The following is a 15,468-nucleotide window of genomic DNA, read 5'->3' on the forward strand; positions in this document are numbered from 1 at the left end:
GCCGGGCCCCTGTGGCCCGTCCCACAGAGTGACCCGGGAAGGGCAGGTGACGGGCGGGGGACGGGGAAAGAGAGGGCACGGGAGGCGGCCGCCCGTCCGGGAGAGGAGAGACGAAGGCGGCCGCCGGATGGGGGTACCGGAGCACCGGACTCCCGTGGGGGTGAGGTGCACGTGCCCCGAACGGCGGACCTCATGCACGCCGGCCGCCACTTCTTTCCGGCGTGCCGCTCCGTTGCGCGCCCGCCCCTCCGCTGCCGTGGCGCGCCGTCGCCGCACCGCCTACCTCGTGCACCCCTGCTCACCCGTCGCGAGCGTCACGCACACCGTCGCCTGTGCCGCGTCCTTCACGGGCAGCATCGGCGTGTACGCGATGGTGTCGCCCGGGGTCGCGAGCGTGTCGGTCCGCGTCCGTGTGCCGACCGTGACCTTGACCTCGTCGCCCTGCGCCGCCTGCGTGATACGGCCCCAGGCGGCACCGCAGGTCTTGCTGTAGCGGACCTCGACGAGGGTCGTGCCCACGGTGACGCTGCGGTCCGTGGTCCCCCGCTCGCCACTGCACCCCATGGCCTCGGCGTCCTTGCCGGCGCAGCCCTCCCCTGCGCACTTCACGCCGGGCGGCAGGCTGGGGCCGGTGGTGGCGGACGGCGAGGGGGAGGTGGTCGCGCCCCGCGTCCTCGTCCCGCCGATGCCGCCCGTGAAGTAGAAGACGACCCCGATCACCAGGAGCGTCGCGGCCATGCCCGCGAAGAACATCGCCAACTGCCGCCGGAACATCCCGCTGGGAGCGGGGGCGGGAGCGGCAGTGGGGGAACCGCCGGGGGTGGCCCCGGTCCCGGTCCCGGAGACGGAGGCCGTTGCGCCGCCCGGAACGGCGGCGACCGTACCGGGCGTGGGGGCGGGAACGGGGGTGGGGACGGCCGGGTGCGAGGGCTGGGGCGGTTCGACGCCGGGTGCGGTGGCCGCGCCGCCGGACTCGCGCTTGCCGCCCATCGGGGCCGGCCCCCGGTACCCGGCCACACCCCACGAGTTCACCTTCCGGGCCGGACCGGCGGCCGAGCCGGAATCTGCACCGGAACCGGACTCGGAGCCGGAGTCGGTGACCGCGTCGGTGTCGGCGTCGGCCTCGGCGTCGTCATGCGTCCCCTGCGCCCCGGCGGAGGACTTGACGGTGGACGTCGCGGCGGATCCGGCGCGGGACCCGGCGACGGGGACGGCGCCGGGAGCGGTGCGGGCGTCGCCGTCGGTGCCGGTACGGGATCCGGACGCCGGCGCCGTCCCCCGCGGCCCCTGCTCGCACGCCTCCTTCTCACGCCCCTTCCACTCCCGCGCGCCCCTGTCCCGCGCGTCCGCGTCGGACGCCGTCGGCTGCGGCGGAACCGTCGGGGACACCCCCGCCGGGCCCGCGATGCCCGCGAGGAGCGTGCCCGGCACCTGGGCGCTCCCCCAGCGCGGCACCCTCACCTTGCCGCCGTTCGCCTTACTGCCGTTCGCTTTACCGCCGTTCGCTTTACTGCCGTTCGCCCTGCCGTTGCTCGTCTCGCCGCCGTGCGCCTCGACCCCGTTCGCCGTGGTCTCCTTCGCCTCGACCCCGTTCGCCGTGGTCCCCTTCGCCTCGACCCCGTTCACGTCGGTCCCACTCGTCGTGGTCCCGCCCGCATGCGTGCCCTTCGCATACGTGCCACCGGACGGCGTGCCGTTCGACTGCGGGCCGTCCGCCCGCGGGCCGTTCGGCCACGCGCCGTCCGGCAGGGTGCCGATGCTCTCCGTCCCCGGTGCGGGTGCGTCGAACTCCCCCAGTGCGGCGCGCGCCTGGGCGATACGGATGGCTTCCATGGTCCGGTCGTGGCGCAGCTCGGCGCGGCTCCAGGCGCGCTCGGCCAGCTCCCACATCGTGGTCAGGTGGACCGGGTTGGTGTCGGTGACCTCGGCGAGCGCGACCACCGCGCCCTTGGGCGCCAGCAGCCGGCCGTTGAGGTAGCGCTCCCAGGACGTCCTGCTGTAGCCGGTGCGGTCGGCGAGCGCCGCGATGCTGAGGCCGCCCCGGTCCACGAGCCGCCGCAACTGGCTCGCGAACTCCTTGACCTGCGGATCCAGATCCTCGGGCAAGGCCTTCCAACGAGGCATTGCTGCTTCCCCTCTTCCCCCCGGTTCGTGCCGGTGCTTCCCCGCGCGTGGCGCCCGTTCGGGCGGGGGCACGCGCCGTCGCGCTGACCGCCCGCGCCAGGGCCTCTCGTTCGGAGCAGGCCCTGCCGTCGGACGACTTCGCCCCAGATCCCTATTTTGTCAACACATCGACACACCACGGGACACACCCCGCCGGTGTCGCCTCGTCGTCGTCCCGTCCTCGCGTCATCCCAGCGCGACGGCGCCCACGACCGCGGTCACCAGCAGCGCGGCGAGCAGCGCGACGGCGTACACCAGCAGACGTCCGCCGGGCCCGTGCCGCGGCACCCCCGGCCGCTCCTCGGGCCGGTCCCACCAGGGAACGGTGGGGACCTCCTCGTAGGCCTCCGGAACCTCACCTCCGGACCCGTCCGCCACCGGCGGCGCCACCGGCACCAGCACCTGCCCCGGTGCCTGGACCTGCGCGTGCGCCTGCGCGGGGACCGCCGCCGTCGCGGTCGGCCTGGGCCAGACCTTGACGGCCATCTCCCAGCGCACGGTGTGGCGTTCGGCCTCCGCCCCGGCCAGGCCCGCCACCCGGCACAGCGCGGCGACCGCCTGCCGGGGCGGGGGCTGGGTGGCGTTGAGGTAGCGCTGCCAGGAGGACTTGCTGTACGCGGTGCGCGCGCCGAGCGAGACCAGGCTGAGGCCGGTCCCGTCCTTGAGGATCCGCAGTTGCTCCACGAAGTGCCGTACCTCCGGCGGCAGATCGTCCGGCAACGGCTGCCAGGCGCCCATCGCTCACCTCCCGGCGTCCCACGCCGCCCCTCGCCCTGCTGCTCGCGCTGCTCCCGCACCGCTTCTCGCGGCGAGTGACGACACAGGCGCGGCGAACGGTTCCCACGCCGATCATGGACATGCCTGTGGCGAAGCGCGGACACCGTAGCGGAACAGTCACTTCCGTGCCACAGCGCGCGGACAGGCGTTGAACCGCCCGTTCCCGTCCCGCAGGGTTGATCCCGGCGGCGGCCCGTCCTGACTCGGGGGAGAGGATGGGCCGCCGTCACCCTACGCACGAGGGTGTAGGGACCGCGTCAGTGGTTGCGGACCGTGTAGTGCAGGACGTCGTCCAGGAACGGGATCTCCAGCCACGGCCGGGGCTGCGCCATCAGGGCCAGCAGCACGATGACGAGGCCGAGGATCCCGTAGGTCACGATGTCGGTGAACCGGGAGCGGACGGCGAGCATGCCGACGCGGGGCAGCATCCAGCGCATCACCGCCCCGCCCAGCAGACCGGCGCCGATCAGCAGCAGGCCCACCCGGAACGCGTCGAGGGCGGTCACCAGCAGACCGATGCCGACCACGATCAGCACGGTGAGCAGCGGCCACTGCCGGGCGGGCGCCGGTGCGTCGCCGGGGGCGGCCCGGCCGCCGCCCTCGGGGCGTGCGGTGTCCTTGGTGAACAGGGGGAAGCGGCGCGTGCCCCGGCGCGCACGGCGCTTGTCCTGCCCGGAACCGGCATCGGTCCCGGCCCGGGCCCGGGATCCGGGACCGGAGCCCTCCGGAGTGTTCCGCCGGGCCTGTCCGCCCGACCCCTCCCCGGCCGTCTCCCGCACGGCGCCGCCCGCCTCAGCCGACACTGCGCTCCGCCGCCTCGACGACGTTCACCAGCAACTGGGCCCGGGTCATCGGGCCGACGCCGCCGGGGTTCGGGGAGAGCCAGCCGGCCACCTCGGCGACGTCCGGGTGGACGTCCCCGACGATCTTGCCCTCGTCGTTGCGGGAGACACCGACGTCGAGGACGGCCGCGCCCGGCTTGACGTCCTCGGCGCGGATCAGGTGCGGGGAACCGGCCGCGGCGACGATGATGTCGGCCCGCTTCAGGTGCGCGGACAGGTCACGGGTGCCGGTGTGGCACTGGGTGACCGTGGCGTTCTCGCTGCGGCGGGTGAGCAGCAGGGGCATCGGGCGGCCGATGGTGACGCCGCGGCCGACGACCACGACCTCGGCGCCCTTGATCTCCACGCCGTAGCGGCGCAGCAGGGTCAGCACGCCGTTGGGGGTGCAGGGCAGCGGGGCCGGCTCGTTGAGGACGAGGCGGCCGAGGTTCATCGGGTGCAGGCCGTCGGCGTCCTTGTCCGGGTCCATCAGTTCCAGGATCCGGTTCTCGTCGATGCCCTTGGGCAGCGGCAGTTGGACGATGTAGCCGGTGCAGGCGGGGTCCTCGTTCAGCTCGCGGACGGCCGCCTCGATCTCCTCCTGGGTGGCGGTGGCCGGAAGCTCGCGCTGGATGGAGGCGATGCCGACCTGGGCGCAGTCGCGGTGCTTGCCCGCGACGTACTTGCGGCTGCCGGGGTCGTCACCGACCAGGATCGTGCCGAGGCCGGGCGTGACGCCCTTCTCCTTCAGCGCCGCCACGCGGACGGTCAGATCGGACTTGATCGCGGCTGCGGTGGCCTTGCCATCGAGAATCTGGGCGGTCATGTACCCATCCTCGCGGATGACCGGCCCCCGGTTCCAATCAGGGCGGTCCGGCCGCCGCCCGTCGTGCGCTCCCATGATCGTGATGTTGCACTTGCACAACACATGACTGATACGACTGGACAAGTAAGCATTCGGTCAAGAACGATGAGCAGCACAGTGCCGCGGGCAGCTCATCGGGGGGACGGACCGCTTTCTGTAGACATCTCCTCCGTACGGTGCCGCGCGTCGTCCCCGCACTTGATCCACGGAGGAAACCACCGCCATGAGTTACGGCGACCCGAACAACCCCTACGGCGCCCCGCAGCAGCAGCCCGGTTACGGCCAGCCCCCGCAGGGCCAGGCGCCCGGTTACGGCTACCCGCAGGCCCCGCCGCTGGGCCAGCAGCCCTACGGCGCCGGCGCCCCGCAGACCATGCCGGGCAACGTGAGCGCGGCCCGCGTGATGCTGTGGGTGATCGTCGGCCTCCAGGTGATCGGCGCGGGCATCTTCGCCGTCGCGGCGGCCACCATCAACGCCGCCCAGAAGGACGACAGCCTCAAGGACAACTCCGCCTTCCAGCAGCTCGCCGACTACTCGACCGGCAGGCTGTGGGCGCTGGTGGTCTTCGCGATCGCGTGGGGTGTGTTCGCGGCCGTGCTGGCCACCAAGTTCACCTCCGGCGGCAACGGTGCCCGGATCACCCTCCTGGTCTTCGGCATCGTCACCGCGGTGCTCGGCCTGTGGCCGTTCACGATCGTGGGCCTCGTCCACCTGGTCCTCGCGGTCCTGATCGCCTGCTTCGTCGGCGGTTCCAAGGGCAAGGCCTGGTTCAACCGCCCGCGTTACTGACCGGCCGGACCGACCGTCCGACCATAGGACTGGCCGGTTCACGCCATTCACCACCAGGGCCGTGTCTCACCCCGTGCAAGGGGAGACACGGCCCTGGTGCGTCGCCCTACTCTGGGGTCCGTAGCCGTCAGGCACGGGGAGACGCACCTTGTACAGCATCATCGTGGTACCTCCGCCGACCACGGAGGACGAGCGAAACGGCACCCAGTTGCGGCTGGCGCCCGGCGACCGCCTCGCCTTCGGGCGCTCCGCCGCCGGCAACGACCTGGTGATCGGGCACGACGGGGTCTCCCGCCGCGCCGGTGTGATCACCGCGCACGGCGCCTTCTGGATACTCAGCAACCTCTCCGCGCACCAGACCTACGTCGTGGAGAACCCGGAGGGCGCGGGCGAGCACATCAAGGTCGGGCCGGGACGGCTGGACGCCCCCGTCCCCTTCGAGTTCTCCCGGATCGTGCTGCCCGCCGCCGGTGACCTGCTGCCGATCGAGGTGTGGGCGCCCCGGCACGACTACCTCGCCGGACCGGACGGGCCGGACGGCGAACCCACCGCGCCCGCCTTCTCCGTGGACCGGGCCAAGCGCTACTTCGCGGTGCTCGCCGCCCTGTGCGAGCCCCGGCTGCGGGGCGACCCGCACGCACCGCTGCCCACCGTCGACCAGGTCGTGGAGCGGCTGCGGCCCGCCTGGCCCGCCGCGTCCCGTACGTCGGTGCAGTGGAACATCGACTACCTGGCCGTGAAGCTGCGCCTCAAACCCGGTCCGGACACCGCCGAGACCGGTCCGCGGCTCAACGGCAAGAAGGAGTCGCTGGTCTCGCTCGCGCTCCGCTTCGACCTGGTGCGCGAGGACGACCTGGTGGTGCTGGCCGCGCCGCCGCCGCGGCGCCGGACGGTGCCGGCCGGGCGGCCGGCCCTCCCCGGCCCGGACCAGCGGTGAGCGAGCCGTACGCCGTGCCGGTGCCCCGCGGTTACCGGGTCGGCGTCTGGGAGGTGCGGCGGCCCATCGCCACGGGTGCCTTCGGCAGCGTGTACGAGGCCCGGCGCACCGCAGCGGGCGGCGGCGCGGGGGGCGGCACCCCGCCCGACCTGCCGCGCACGGCCGCGCTGAAGTTCCTGCCCACCGGCACGGGCACCCCGCGCCGCCTCGCCCATCTGCGTGAACTCGTGGAACGGGAGGTGACGTTGCACCGCCGGCTGCGCCGGCCCCGGCTGATCCGGATGTACGAGACCCTCACCGTCGACGACCCGGACCACCCCGGCCTCGACGGTGCCACCGTCCTCGTCCTGGAGAAGGCGGAGGGCTCGCTGGCCGCGCTGCTCGCCGCCGGGTCCCGGCCCGCCGCGGGGGACGCGCTGCTCGCCCAGATCTGCGAGGGCCTGGCCCAGCTGCACCGGGCCGGCTGGGTGCACGGTGACCTGAAACCGGCCAACGTGCTGCTGATGCACGACGGTTCGGCACGCCTGGCCGACTTCAACATGGCCGCCGAACTCGAAGGCACCCACGCCTACTCCCCCGCCTTCTCCACCCCCGACTACACCCCGCCCGAGCTGCTGTGGTCCGAGGTCGGCGAGCGCGGGCGCCAGATCCGCCCGTCGGCCGACATCTGGGCCTTCGGCGTCCTCGCCCACCTGACCCTCACCGGCGCCTTCCCGCTGCCCGGCGGCACCCCGACGGCCCGCCGGGACGCCGCCGTCGCCTACGCCCGCGGCACGGCCCAGCTCACCCTGTCCCCCGGACTCCCGTGCGTCTGGCGGGAGATCCTCCAGGAGTGCCTGACCCGCACGCACGCAGGCCGGATCGGCACCGAGGCCCTGCTGCGACGCGTGGGGGCCGCGGCGGGCACCGCGCGTCCGCCCGTCGTCCGGCGGCTGCGCCCGCGGGGCGCCGCGCGGGGCCGCCGCGGCCGGCTGCTCACCGGCGGCGTGCTCGCCGGGGCGGCCGTCGCCGCGCTCGGCTACGGCATCGGCGCCCTGGCGCACGACCCGCCGCCCGCCGCGAGCACCACGATCCGCCCGGGGGACACCGCGGCCCTGCCGGGAGCCGTCGCCCCCGCCACCTACGGCGCCCCCGAACTCCGTACCGACCAGGGCGTTCCGCCCTCCTACCGGCCGCTGATCGTCGACGCCGCCCACGCCTGCCCTAACCCGGACGTCACCCCCGCCCTGATCGCGGCCATGCTGAAGGCGGAGAGCGACTTCGATCCCAACCTGTCCGACCCCGCCAAGGACGAGTACGGCATCGCCCGCTGGACCCCGCGCGTGCTGCGCTGGTGGATCCGGTCCGACGGGCAGCCGGCGGCCACGATCCCCCGGCCCCCGTTCCCGGCCGCCGTGTCCATCCCCGCCATGGGCCGCTACCTGTGCTTCATCGCGCCGAACCTGAAACCGGGCCTGCCCGGCGACAAGCGGGTGCTGATCGCCGCCGCCTACCGGACGTCGTTCCGGAAGGTGAACGGCGCGGGCGGAGTTCCCCCGAAGTACCGCGACTACTGCGCCCGCGTCGCCCACTACCTCAAGGAGTACACGCCCCCGGGCCGCAGGTGACCCTGAGACTTCCGAGGTACCGGCGCCGCGCGGCCCCTGCGACGGTGGAACCACTCCGCTCCGGCGGAACGACCACCTTCGTCACATGGGGGAACCTGTGAACGTGAAGAAGCCCGCCGCGCTGCTCGTCGCGGCCACCGCACTGATCGCCGGCGCCTCGGCCGCGGCCTCCGCCGCGGACCCGGCCGGCACCCGGGTGACCAGCCTCCAGCAGCAGGCCGAGCAGGTCCTGGCCGGCCACCCGAAGGCGCTGCACGTGTCCGCCGACGCGGTCCGCTACGACGGCCTGACCGTCACCGCCGCACCCAAGGGCCGGGCCGCCCTGAAGGACCTGGACTGCGCGTACGGCCACCTCTGCATGATCGTCAACGGCCAGAAGTTCGACTTCTACAAGTGCCAGACGTGGAACCTCAACAACTGGACCGGCAACGGTCCCTTCACCAACAACCAGACGCCCGGCACGGTCGCCAGGTTCTTCAACAAGGACGGCAGCGTCCGCTGGACGTCCACCGCCTACGAGGCCGGTACGGCCACGTGGGACCCGATCTGGTCCCTGCGCCCCTGCTGAGCCGGGCCCGCCTGACGGCGGTGGCCTCCGGCCCCTCCTGGGGGAGGGCCGGAGGCCGCCGTCATGCGTTCACCGGTTCTTGAGCGCGTCGAGAAACGGTGCCCAGGCGCTCCGCTGGAAGAGGAGGACGCATCCCCCGGGGTTCTTGGAGTCGCGGACGGGGATGAAGGCGGGAACGTCGGCTACTTCGACGCAGTCACCGCCGTCGCCGTTGCTGTAGCTGCTCTTGCGCCAAGCTATCGTGCGCGGGTCAATCCATTTGCTCTGCTTCATGTTTGTAGGTCCTCGCTGCATGTTTCATCAAAGCCAGGGATGCCTGTGGTGACAGCGCGACGGCCCTCAGCAGGTCGTACTTACGACGGTACGTCGCCACCTCAGCCGGGTAGTCGATGAGCTGCCCCGTGTGATCGCCCTCTGTGTATACCAGCGGCGGGGCGTCGGCAAAGGTCATGATCTTGACCATGCCGTAGTCGAGCGGGCACCAGAAGGACGTTTCCGGGACCACTTGGATAACGCTCCGCGTGGAGCGGACGATGTCGAGGATGTGTTCCACCTGCTCAGCCATGACTGCCGGGGGAACCGGGGCTTGTCGGATGGCCGACTCTCGGACGATCCCCCAATAGGTGGGACGGTCCGGGCACTCCCACAACTCGCCACGCGCCAGTCGCCCATGGACGCGCTTCTCGACCTCCTCCGGAGACGCCTCCGGGTCGATGCATTCGATGCGACCGCGGAGGTACGCCCCGGTCTGAAGAAGACCCGGCAGGCCGATAGGCGCCCACTCTTCCACCGTTAGCGCCCGTTTCTCCATATCCGGGATGTCGGCGTAGTACCACGCGTGCCCGACCTGACGGGCCTTGGCGACGTCTTCACACCGCCGCTGGAAAAACCCGTCCGTTCCCAGCCTGTCGTCCACATGCCGGGCGAGATCGACCGGCATCCGCCGCTCCCCTCTCTCGATCTGACTCAGGAACGAGATCCCCCGGAAGCTCCCCTCGGCCAGTTGCTCCAGCGTCAGGCCCGCCGACTCCCGCTTGAAGCGCAACTCCGCGCCGTAGAAGGAAGGGACGCTCGTCGAGGCGTCGGGGTCCTTGCGAGCAGGCACAACTCATCACCACCGTTTACCAGTTACCGTGCGCAACCCGAACCCCTTTCACGGTACGCCGCCCCACGCCACTGTGTGAGTGCATCGTCACGCATCGCACACAGAAAGGCGTACGCCCGTGCCTCAACCCCACGTCCAGGAAGCCGAGGCCCACCTGGAGGCACTGCGCGCCGCACTCGCCGCGCACGGCATCACCCTTCCCTCGCTGGGGCTCGAAGCGCCCTCGCTCGCCGGGTCGTACACCGCCCCGCTCATCGCACTCGGGAACTGCAACCTGGACACCGCGCGGGCCCTGGCCGCCGCGCTGCGCGAGGGGGCGGCGGGGTGAGGTCCGCGCTGACGCTGGATCTGCTCGCGCTGCCCAAGGCCGTACCGGAGGTGCGGCGGGCGGTGCGCGAGTACCTCGGGCGGCCGTGCCCGGACGTGCAGCTGTGCGTGAGCGAGCTGCTGGCCAACGTGGTTCGGCACGTCGGCGAGGGCACCCCCGTGTCCGTACGGGTGCACGGCACGGGCAGCGGCCGGGTCCGGGTGGAGGTCACGGACCGGGAGCCGCACGCGTGGCTGGTGGTGCGGCACGCGGGCGAGGAGGAGGAGTCCGGGCGCGGACTGCTCCTCCTCGACTCGGTCGCGCTGCGCTGGGGCGTGCGGCAGGAGCCGTACGGGAAGACCGTCTGGTGCGAGGTGCCCGTCAGCTGATCCGGGAGCCGGCGGACCGGCGTTCGTAGACCGTCACCCGCCGCCCCCGCACCCGTTCGTCGGCGACGACCGTGAAGTGCGTGCGCAGGGCGGCCAGTTTCGCGTCGTCCCGGGCCAGGGGCGCCGGGCCGGGCGGCAGGGACGCGTCGGTGACCAGCAGGACCCGGCGCTCGGCCACGGTCAGGGCATGGATCGTGGCCGGATCCGCCTCCTCGCCGCCGAGCGTCCCGGACTCGGCGGGGCCGCGGACCAGCGCGATGTCCCGCAGGCCGGTGAAGGCGCCGGGCGAGACCAGCGCGGTGTCCCGCCGGAAGGCGGGGACGAAGAGGACCGCGTCCCCGTCCCGGTGCAGCCTGCGTACGTGGCCGGAGACCGCCATCACGTCGTCCACCCTGCTGCTGGGCGACCGTACGGCCAGGGACTGCGGCAGCAGCGCGGCCACCGCCGCCGCGAGCGCCACGGGGACCAGCCACGAGACCGCCCTCGGGAACCGCGGTGCCGCCGCCCGCGCCGCCGCGTCGAGGGCGGCGCCGATGAGCAGGGCCAGCCCGAGCTGGCTGAACGCGATGTACCGGTCCAGGAACACCGGCTGAATGAACGAGAGAGCGATCAGGCCGAGTTGGGGCACCGCGAGCAGCGGCAGCCCGACGGCCGCCACCGACAGCCGGCCCGCCCGCGGCCGGTCCGCCAGGGCCGCGAGGACACCCGCCGCCAGCAGGACGGCGGGGCCGGTCACCGTGTGCCAGGTCAGCGGGGGTATCCAGGCCACCTGGCCCGCCTGGGTCCGGCTGTAGAGGACCAGCGGCAGCACCCCGGCCACGGCGCACGCCGACGCCGCCGCCCACCGGGCCCGCGCCCCGCGCCCGGCGCGCGTCCAGAGCAGGGTCACGGCGTGCGCGGGGAGCACCAGCAGGGACAGCCAGTGCAGCAGGCCGGTCACCAGGACCACGCCCCCGTAGGCGGCCCACCGCCCCGCCCCGCCGCGCCCGTGGAGCAATGCCACCAGCAGCAGCGTCGAGATTCCGGCGCCGGCCGCGACCAGCGCGTAGGAACGGCCGTCCTGGAGCTGGAACTGGATCGCCGGGAGCAGCGCCAGGGCCAGGCCGCCCGCCAGTCCCGTCCGCACTCCGCGCAGGCGGCACCCGACGACCGTCACGCAGGCCGCGGCGGCGGCCATGGCCAGCACGGACGGCAGTCTGAGAGTCGTGATGCCGGGCCCGAAACAGACGAAGAGGGCATGCATCCACAGGTAGTAGAGCCCGTGCACGGCGTCCACGTGCTGGAGGGTGTGCCAGATCTCGCCGGTCGACCGCTGCGCCACGAGCCAGGTCGCGGCCTCGTCCCGCCACACGCTGTGCCCGCGGGACAACCCCCACAGGCCGAGCAGGACGGTCCACAGCACCGGGACGGGCCAGACGGGCAGGCGCAGGCGGGGCCGGGGACGGGCCGGGTGAGAGGTCATGGAAACGGCCGGTCCTCGCAGCGGTGATCATCCGGGTGGGCCGCACAGGGTACGTGCGGCACCGGCCCGGATGACCACCGACCGTAAAGAACCGGCCAAAGGTGGTGCTCAGGGGCACCTCAAGGGGGAGGTGCTCAGTGGAAGAAGTGGCGCGTGCCCGTGAAGTACATGGTCACGCCCGCCTTCTTGGCAGCCTCCACGACCTGCTCGTCGCGGATCGAACCGCCCGGCTGCACGATCGCCTTCACGCCCGCCGCGATCAGGATCTCGGGGCCGTCCGGGAAGGGGAAGAACGCGTCCGAGGCGGCGTAGGAGCCGCGCGCCCGCTCCTCGCCGGCCCGCTCGACCGCCAGCTTGCAGGAGTCGACGCGGTTGACCTGGCCCATGCCGACGCCGACCGAGGCGCCGTCCTTGGCGAGCAGGATGGCGTTGGACTTGACGGCCCGGCAGGCCTTCCAGGCGAAGGCGAGCTGGGCCAGCTCGTCGGCGGACAGGGCCTCGCCGCTGGCCAGGGTCCAGTGGGCGGGGTCGTCGCCGTCGGCCTGGAGGCGGTCGGTCACCTGGAGCAGCGCGCCGCCGTCGACCGGCTTGACCTCGGCGGGGTGGGAGGGCGCGCCCGGCGCCTTCAGGACCCGGATGTTCTTCTTCTTGGCGAGGGCCTCCAGCGCGCCGTCCTCGTAGTCGGGGGCGACGATGACCTCGGTGAAGATGTCCGCGACCTGCTCGGCCATCTCCTTGCTGACCGGCCGGTTCACGGCGATGACGCCGCCGTAGGCGGAGACCGGGTCGCAGGCGTGCGCCTTGCGGTGCGCCTCGGCGACGTCGGCGCCGACCGCGATGCCGCACGGGTTGGCGTGCTTGATGATCGCCACGCACGGCTCGTCGTGGTCGTACGCGGCACGGCGGGCGGCGTCCGTGTCCGTGTAGTTGTTGTACGACATCTCCTTGCCGTGCAGCTGCTCCGCCTCGGCGAGGCCGGTGCCGGTGCCGTCGACGTAGAGCGCGGCGGGCTGGTGCGGGTTCTCGCCGTAGCGCAGCGTGCTCTTGCGCTCCAGGGTGGCGCCGAGGAAGTCGGGGAAGGCCGAGTCGTCGACGGGCGCGTAGGAGGAGGCGAACCAGCCCGCCACCGCGATGTCGTACGACGCGGTGTGCTGGAAGGCCTCGGCGGCGAGCCGCTTGCGGGTGGCCAGGTCGAAGCCGCCGTCCTGCACCGCGGCGAGGACGTCGGCGTAGCGCTCGGGGCTGGTGACGACCGCGACCGAGGGGTGGTTCTTGGCGGCGGCGCGGACCATGGAGGGGCCGCCGATGTCGATCTGCTCCACGCACTCGTCGGGCGAGGCACCGGAGGCGACCGTCTCGCGGAACGGGTAGAGGTTCACGACGACCAGGTCGAAGGGCTCCACGCCCAGCTCGGCCAGCTGCCGCCGGTGGTCCTCCAGCCGCAGGTCGGCGAGGATGCCCGCGTGCACCTTCGGGTGCAGCGTCTTGACCCGGCCGTCCAGGCACTCGGGGAAGCCGGTCAGCTCCTCGACCTTGGTGACGGGCACGCCGGCCGCGGCGATCTTCGCGGCGGTGGAGCCGGTGGAGACGAGTTCGACGCCCGCCTCGTGCAGCCCGCGCGCGAGCTGCTCCAGACCGGTCTTGTCGTAGACGCTGACGAGCGCGCGCCGGATGGGCCGCTTGTTGCTCTCGGCGGTCACTGGATAACTACCTTTCGTCCCTCGATGCGATAGCCGTGGCGGGCGAGCCGGCTCACGACCTCGACGAGCAGCCTTCGCTCGACTTCCTTGATGCGCTCGTGCAGCGCGCTCTCGTCGTCCTCGTCCCGGATCTCGACCACGCCCTGGGCGATGATCGGTCCGGTGTCGACGCCGTCGTCGACGAAGTGGACGGTGCAGCCGGTGACCTTCGCGCCGTACGCGAGCGCGTCCCGTACGCCGTGGGCCCCGGGGAAACTGGGCAGCAGGGCGGGGTGCGTGTTCACGAAACGCCCGCCGAACCGCGCGAGGAACTCCTTCCCCACGATCTTCATGAACCCGGCGGACACGACGAGGTCGGGCTCGTGGGCGGCGACGGCCTCGGCGAGCGCCGCGTCCCACTCCTCGCGGGTGGCGTGGTCCTTGACCTTCCGCACGAAGGTCGGCAGCCCGGCGCGTTCGGCGCGCGCCAGCCCCTCGATGCCGTCGCGGTCGGCGCCCACGGCGACGATCTCGGCGCCGTACGCCTCGGCTCCGGCCTCGGCGATCGCGTCGAGGAGCGCCTGCAGATTGGTGCCGGATCCGGAGACCAGCACGACGAGGCGCTTGGCCACGGGCTTGGCGGCCACGGTGGGGCCCTTTCTCGGGGAAGCTGTTTTGTACGGTCGTACGAATGCTTCGCGCCCCCGGATACGGGGAAGCCTACGAAACGGCCGACCGCCAGCAACGATACCGGCACTCCCGGCGGCCCCCATGGGACGGGGGCGTGGCCGGAAGGTAGCGTCTGCACAGACCTGGTACGGGACCGCGCCGGGGACACCCGGGGAGAGCGGGGGAACGCACTCCGCGCTCCGGGCGTTCAAGGGGTGAGGGACCTGTCGGATCGTCCCCGGGCTGCTTGTCGGTTCGCCTGCCGGTTTCGTCCGCCGGTTCGTTCTTCGCACCGCTTGCGAACCGTCTCGCGGACCGGACGGCGGCCCCGGCGGACCCGCCCGACCAGTCGACCAGTCGTGACTCACCAAGGGGAAGACGCTCACTTGATGCCCGACCGCAGCCCGCGACTCCTCACGCTCCCTCCGCTGTCGGTGCAGGGAGGGGAGCGCGGCGCCGTGCTGCTGCGGGAGCGCCCCGCCTCACCGCCCCACGCGCCCGCGGGCGGTGACGACGGCGGCGGACGAGGCGGCTCCGCTCCCGACGACAACCCGTTCGCCCCGCCCGCCGAGGGCACGCCCGACCGGCCCTGGCAGCCCCGCCATCCCTCCGGGCAGGGCTCGTCCGGGCAGGGGCCTTCCGGGCAGGACTCCGGATCCTCCGGTCAAGGCCAGGGACAAGGCCAGGGCCAGGGTTCCGGTGACGGCCGTTCCCCCTGGGGCAGCCAGTGGAGCGACCGCCAGCCCGGCCGCTCCCCCGGTGGTTTCGGCGAGCGGCCCGAGCGGCCCGGCGGCGGGCCCGGACAGCCGGGCGGCGGCCAGGGCAGGCCCGGCCCCGGCATGCGCTGGGACCCCACCGATCCCGCGCAGCGCCGCGCCCGGTTCTCCCTGCTGTCCGGCATGTGGGCCTTCTTCTTCGTCCTGTTCGGCTGGGCGCCCGTCGCCCTGCTGCTCGGCGCGCTCGCCCTGTACTGGGGCATCAGCGCCCTGCGCACCAAGCCGCGCAGGCCCGGCCCGGACAACGCGGCGCCGGCCCCGGCGCCCGAGAGCAACCGGCCCCAGCTGACGGCGGCCATCAGCGGCCTGGTCACCGCGTCCCTGGCGCTCGCCCTGGTCGCCGCGGGCTTCGCCGCGCAGTTCGTCTACCGCGACTACTACTCCTGTGTGAACGACGCGCTCACCCATCAGGCCCAGCAGTCCTGCGACCGCCACCTGCCGAGCGAACTGCGGGGCATGCTGGGCACGGACGGCTGAGACGGGCGGCCTGCGGACGCTGCGTGCCCCGGGCCAGCCGGGTCCCGCGTCGGCGGGCCACCGAGGTCCCTCGGGT

16 protein-coding genes and 1 pseudogene are annotated in these 15,468 nt (G+C 73.2%); 7 read left to right on the forward strand and 10 right to left on the reverse strand.

The genetic code is table 11. From position 1 onward, the window contains the following. Nucleotides 1-279: 279 nt before the first annotated feature. From AC6I72_RS12315 to AC6I72_RS12335, 5 genes and pseudogenes are all read right to left on the reverse strand, one after another. The gene (locus tag AC6I72_RS12315; RefSeq protein ID WP_498004668.1) at nucleotides 280-990 is read right to left on the reverse strand and encodes a DUF2690 domain-containing protein; all 711 of its coding nucleotides are present in this window, start codon (nucleotides 988-990) and stop codon (nucleotides 280-282) included. A gap of 786 nt (nucleotides 991-1,776) precedes the next feature. Next, a pseudogene (locus AC6I72_RS12320) lies at nucleotides 1,777-2,124 on the reverse strand (helix-turn-helix domain-containing protein); the annotation flags it as partial. Between the two features lie 225 nt (nucleotides 2,125-2,349). After that, complete coding sequence (locus AC6I72_RS12325; RefSeq protein WP_498000825.1) at nucleotides 2,350-2,901, reverse strand: helix-turn-helix domain-containing protein; 552 nt, start codon at nucleotides 2,899-2,901, stop codon at nucleotides 2,350-2,352. Between the two features lie 296 nt (nucleotides 2,902-3,197). Further along, on the reverse strand, nucleotides 3,198-3,743 hold the full coding sequence (locus AC6I72_RS12330) for a DUF3017 domain-containing protein (RefSeq protein ID WP_498000826.1): 546 nt from the start codon (nucleotides 3,741-3,743) through the stop codon (nucleotides 3,198-3,200). Then, nucleotides 3,733-4,587, reverse strand: coding sequence for a bifunctional methylenetetrahydrofolate dehydrogenase/methenyltetrahydrofolate cyclohydrolase (locus tag AC6I72_RS12335; RefSeq protein ID WP_498000827.1), 855 nt, complete (start codon nucleotides 4,585-4,587; stop codon nucleotides 3,733-3,735). Before AC6I72_RS12335 ends, AC6I72_RS12330 begins: the two co-directional genes overlap by 11 nt. A 262-nt stretch (nucleotides 4,588-4,849) precedes the next feature. Between AC6I72_RS12335 and AC6I72_RS12340 the strand changes: the two genes are divergently transcribed. The 4 genes from AC6I72_RS12340 to AC6I72_RS12355 all read left to right on the forward strand — a co-directional run bounded on the left by AC6I72_RS12340 (nucleotide 4,850) and on the right by AC6I72_RS12355 (nucleotide 8,528). Then, the gene (locus tag AC6I72_RS12340) at nucleotides 4,850-5,416 is read left to right on the forward strand and encodes a hypothetical protein (protein ID WP_498000828.1); all 567 of its coding nucleotides are present in this window, start codon (nucleotides 4,850-4,852) and stop codon (nucleotides 5,414-5,416) included. Nucleotides 5,417-5,564: 148 nt separating this feature from the next. Continuing rightward, a complete protein-coding gene (locus tag AC6I72_RS12345) occupies nucleotides 5,565-6,353 on the forward strand; it encodes an FHA domain-containing protein (protein WP_498000829.1) in 789 nt (262 codons plus the stop codon). Further along, the gene (locus AC6I72_RS12350) at nucleotides 6,350-7,960 is read left to right on the forward strand and encodes a serine/threonine protein kinase (protein ID WP_498000830.1); all 1,611 of its coding nucleotides are present in this window, start codon (nucleotides 6,350-6,352) and stop codon (nucleotides 7,958-7,960) included. Before AC6I72_RS12345 ends, AC6I72_RS12350 begins: the two co-directional genes overlap by 4 nt. An 85-nt stretch (nucleotides 7,961-8,045) precedes the next feature. Then, on the forward strand, nucleotides 8,046-8,528 hold the full coding sequence (locus AC6I72_RS12355) for a hypothetical protein (protein WP_498000831.1): 483 nt from the start codon (nucleotides 8,046-8,048) through the stop codon (nucleotides 8,526-8,528). 69 nt (nucleotides 8,529-8,597) lie between these two features. On the opposite strand, the gene AC6I72_RS12360 is transcribed toward AC6I72_RS12355, so the two are convergent. Then, nucleotides 8,598-8,801, reverse strand: a complete 204-nt coding sequence (locus AC6I72_RS12360) for a DUF397 domain-containing protein (RefSeq protein ID WP_498000832.1) — start codon at nucleotides 8,799-8,801, stop codon at nucleotides 8,598-8,600. Then, on the reverse strand, nucleotides 8,779-9,633 hold the full coding sequence (locus tag AC6I72_RS12365) for a helix-turn-helix domain-containing protein (protein ID WP_037860968.1): 855 nt from the start codon (nucleotides 9,631-9,633) through the stop codon (nucleotides 8,779-8,781). The genes AC6I72_RS12360 and AC6I72_RS12365 overlap by 23 nt, the downstream gene beginning before the upstream one ends. A gap of 118 nt (nucleotides 9,634-9,751) precedes the next feature. On the opposite strand from AC6I72_RS12365, the gene AC6I72_RS12370 reads away from it, so the two are divergent. After that, entirely contained in the window at nucleotides 9,752-9,961 is a 210-nt protein-coding gene (locus tag AC6I72_RS12370) for a hypothetical protein (protein ID WP_498000833.1), read from the forward strand. Then, on the forward strand, nucleotides 9,958-10,329 hold the full coding sequence (locus AC6I72_RS12375; RefSeq protein WP_498000834.1) for an ATP-binding protein: 372 nt from the start codon (nucleotides 9,958-9,960) through the stop codon (nucleotides 10,327-10,329). The genes AC6I72_RS12370 and AC6I72_RS12375 overlap by 4 nt, the downstream gene beginning before the upstream one ends. Here the strand turns inward: AC6I72_RS12375 and AC6I72_RS12380 are convergent. From AC6I72_RS12380 to purN, 3 genes are all read right to left on the reverse strand, one after another. Then, nucleotides 10,322-11,791: a glycosyltransferase family 39 protein gene (locus AC6I72_RS12380; RefSeq protein WP_498000835.1), complete on the reverse strand. Its 1,470-nt coding sequence runs from the start codon at nucleotides 11,789-11,791 to the stop codon at nucleotides 10,322-10,324. The genes AC6I72_RS12375 and AC6I72_RS12380 overlap by 8 nt on opposite strands. Before the next feature lie 134 nt (nucleotides 11,792-11,925). Beyond that, complete coding sequence (gene purH, locus AC6I72_RS12385) at nucleotides 11,926-13,491, reverse strand: bifunctional phosphoribosylaminoimidazolecarboxamide formyltransferase/IMP cyclohydrolase (RefSeq protein ID WP_498000836.1); 1,566 nt, start codon at nucleotides 13,489-13,491, stop codon at nucleotides 11,926-11,928. Beyond that, complete coding sequence (gene purN / locus AC6I72_RS12390; RefSeq protein ID WP_498000837.1) at nucleotides 13,488-14,117, reverse strand: phosphoribosylglycinamide formyltransferase; 630 nt, start codon at nucleotides 14,115-14,117, stop codon at nucleotides 13,488-13,490. The genes purH and purN overlap by 4 nt, the downstream gene beginning before the upstream one ends. A gap of 411 nt (nucleotides 14,118-14,528) precedes the next feature. On the opposite strand from purN, the gene AC6I72_RS12395 reads away from it, so the two are divergent. Continuing rightward, on the forward strand, nucleotides 14,529-15,392 hold the full coding sequence (locus AC6I72_RS12395; RefSeq protein ID WP_498000838.1) for a hypothetical protein: 864 nt from the start codon (nucleotides 14,529-14,531) through the stop codon (nucleotides 15,390-15,392). Nucleotides 15,393-15,468: the final 76 nt, after the last annotated feature.

The organism is Streptomyces sp. Xyl84 (genome assembly GCF_059731885.1).

Coding starts and splice junctions, on each gene's coding strand:
- AC6I72_RS12380 (WP_498000835.1), bottom strand. CDS start 11,791: ATGACCTCTCACCCGGCCCGTCCCCGGCCCCGCCTGCGCCTGCCCGTC.
- AC6I72_RS12340 (WP_498000828.1), top strand. CDS start 4,850: ATGAGTTACGGCGACCCGAACAACCCCTACGGCGCCCCGCAGCAGCAG.
- AC6I72_RS12335 (WP_498000827.1), bottom strand. CDS start 4,587: ATGACCGCCCAGATTCTCGATGGCAAGGCCACCGCAGCCGCGATCAAG.
- AC6I72_RS12360 (WP_498000832.1), bottom strand. CDS start 8,801: ATGAAGCAGAGCAAATGGATTGACCCGCGCACGATAGCTTGGCGCAAG.
- AC6I72_RS12395 (WP_498000838.1), top strand. CDS start 14,529: ATGCCCGACCGCAGCCCGCGACTCCTCACGCTCCCTCCGCTGTCGGTG.
- AC6I72_RS12355 (WP_498000831.1), top strand. CDS start 8,046: ATGGGGGAACCTGTGAACGTGAAGAAGCCCGCCGCGCTGCTCGTCGCG.
- AC6I72_RS12325 (WP_498000825.1), bottom strand. CDS start 2,901: ATGGGCGCCTGGCAGCCGTTGCCGGACGATCTGCCGCCGGAGGTACGG.
- AC6I72_RS12315 (WP_498004668.1), bottom strand. CDS start 990: ATGGGCGGCAAGCGCGAGTCCGGCGGCGCGGCCACCGCACCCGGCGTC.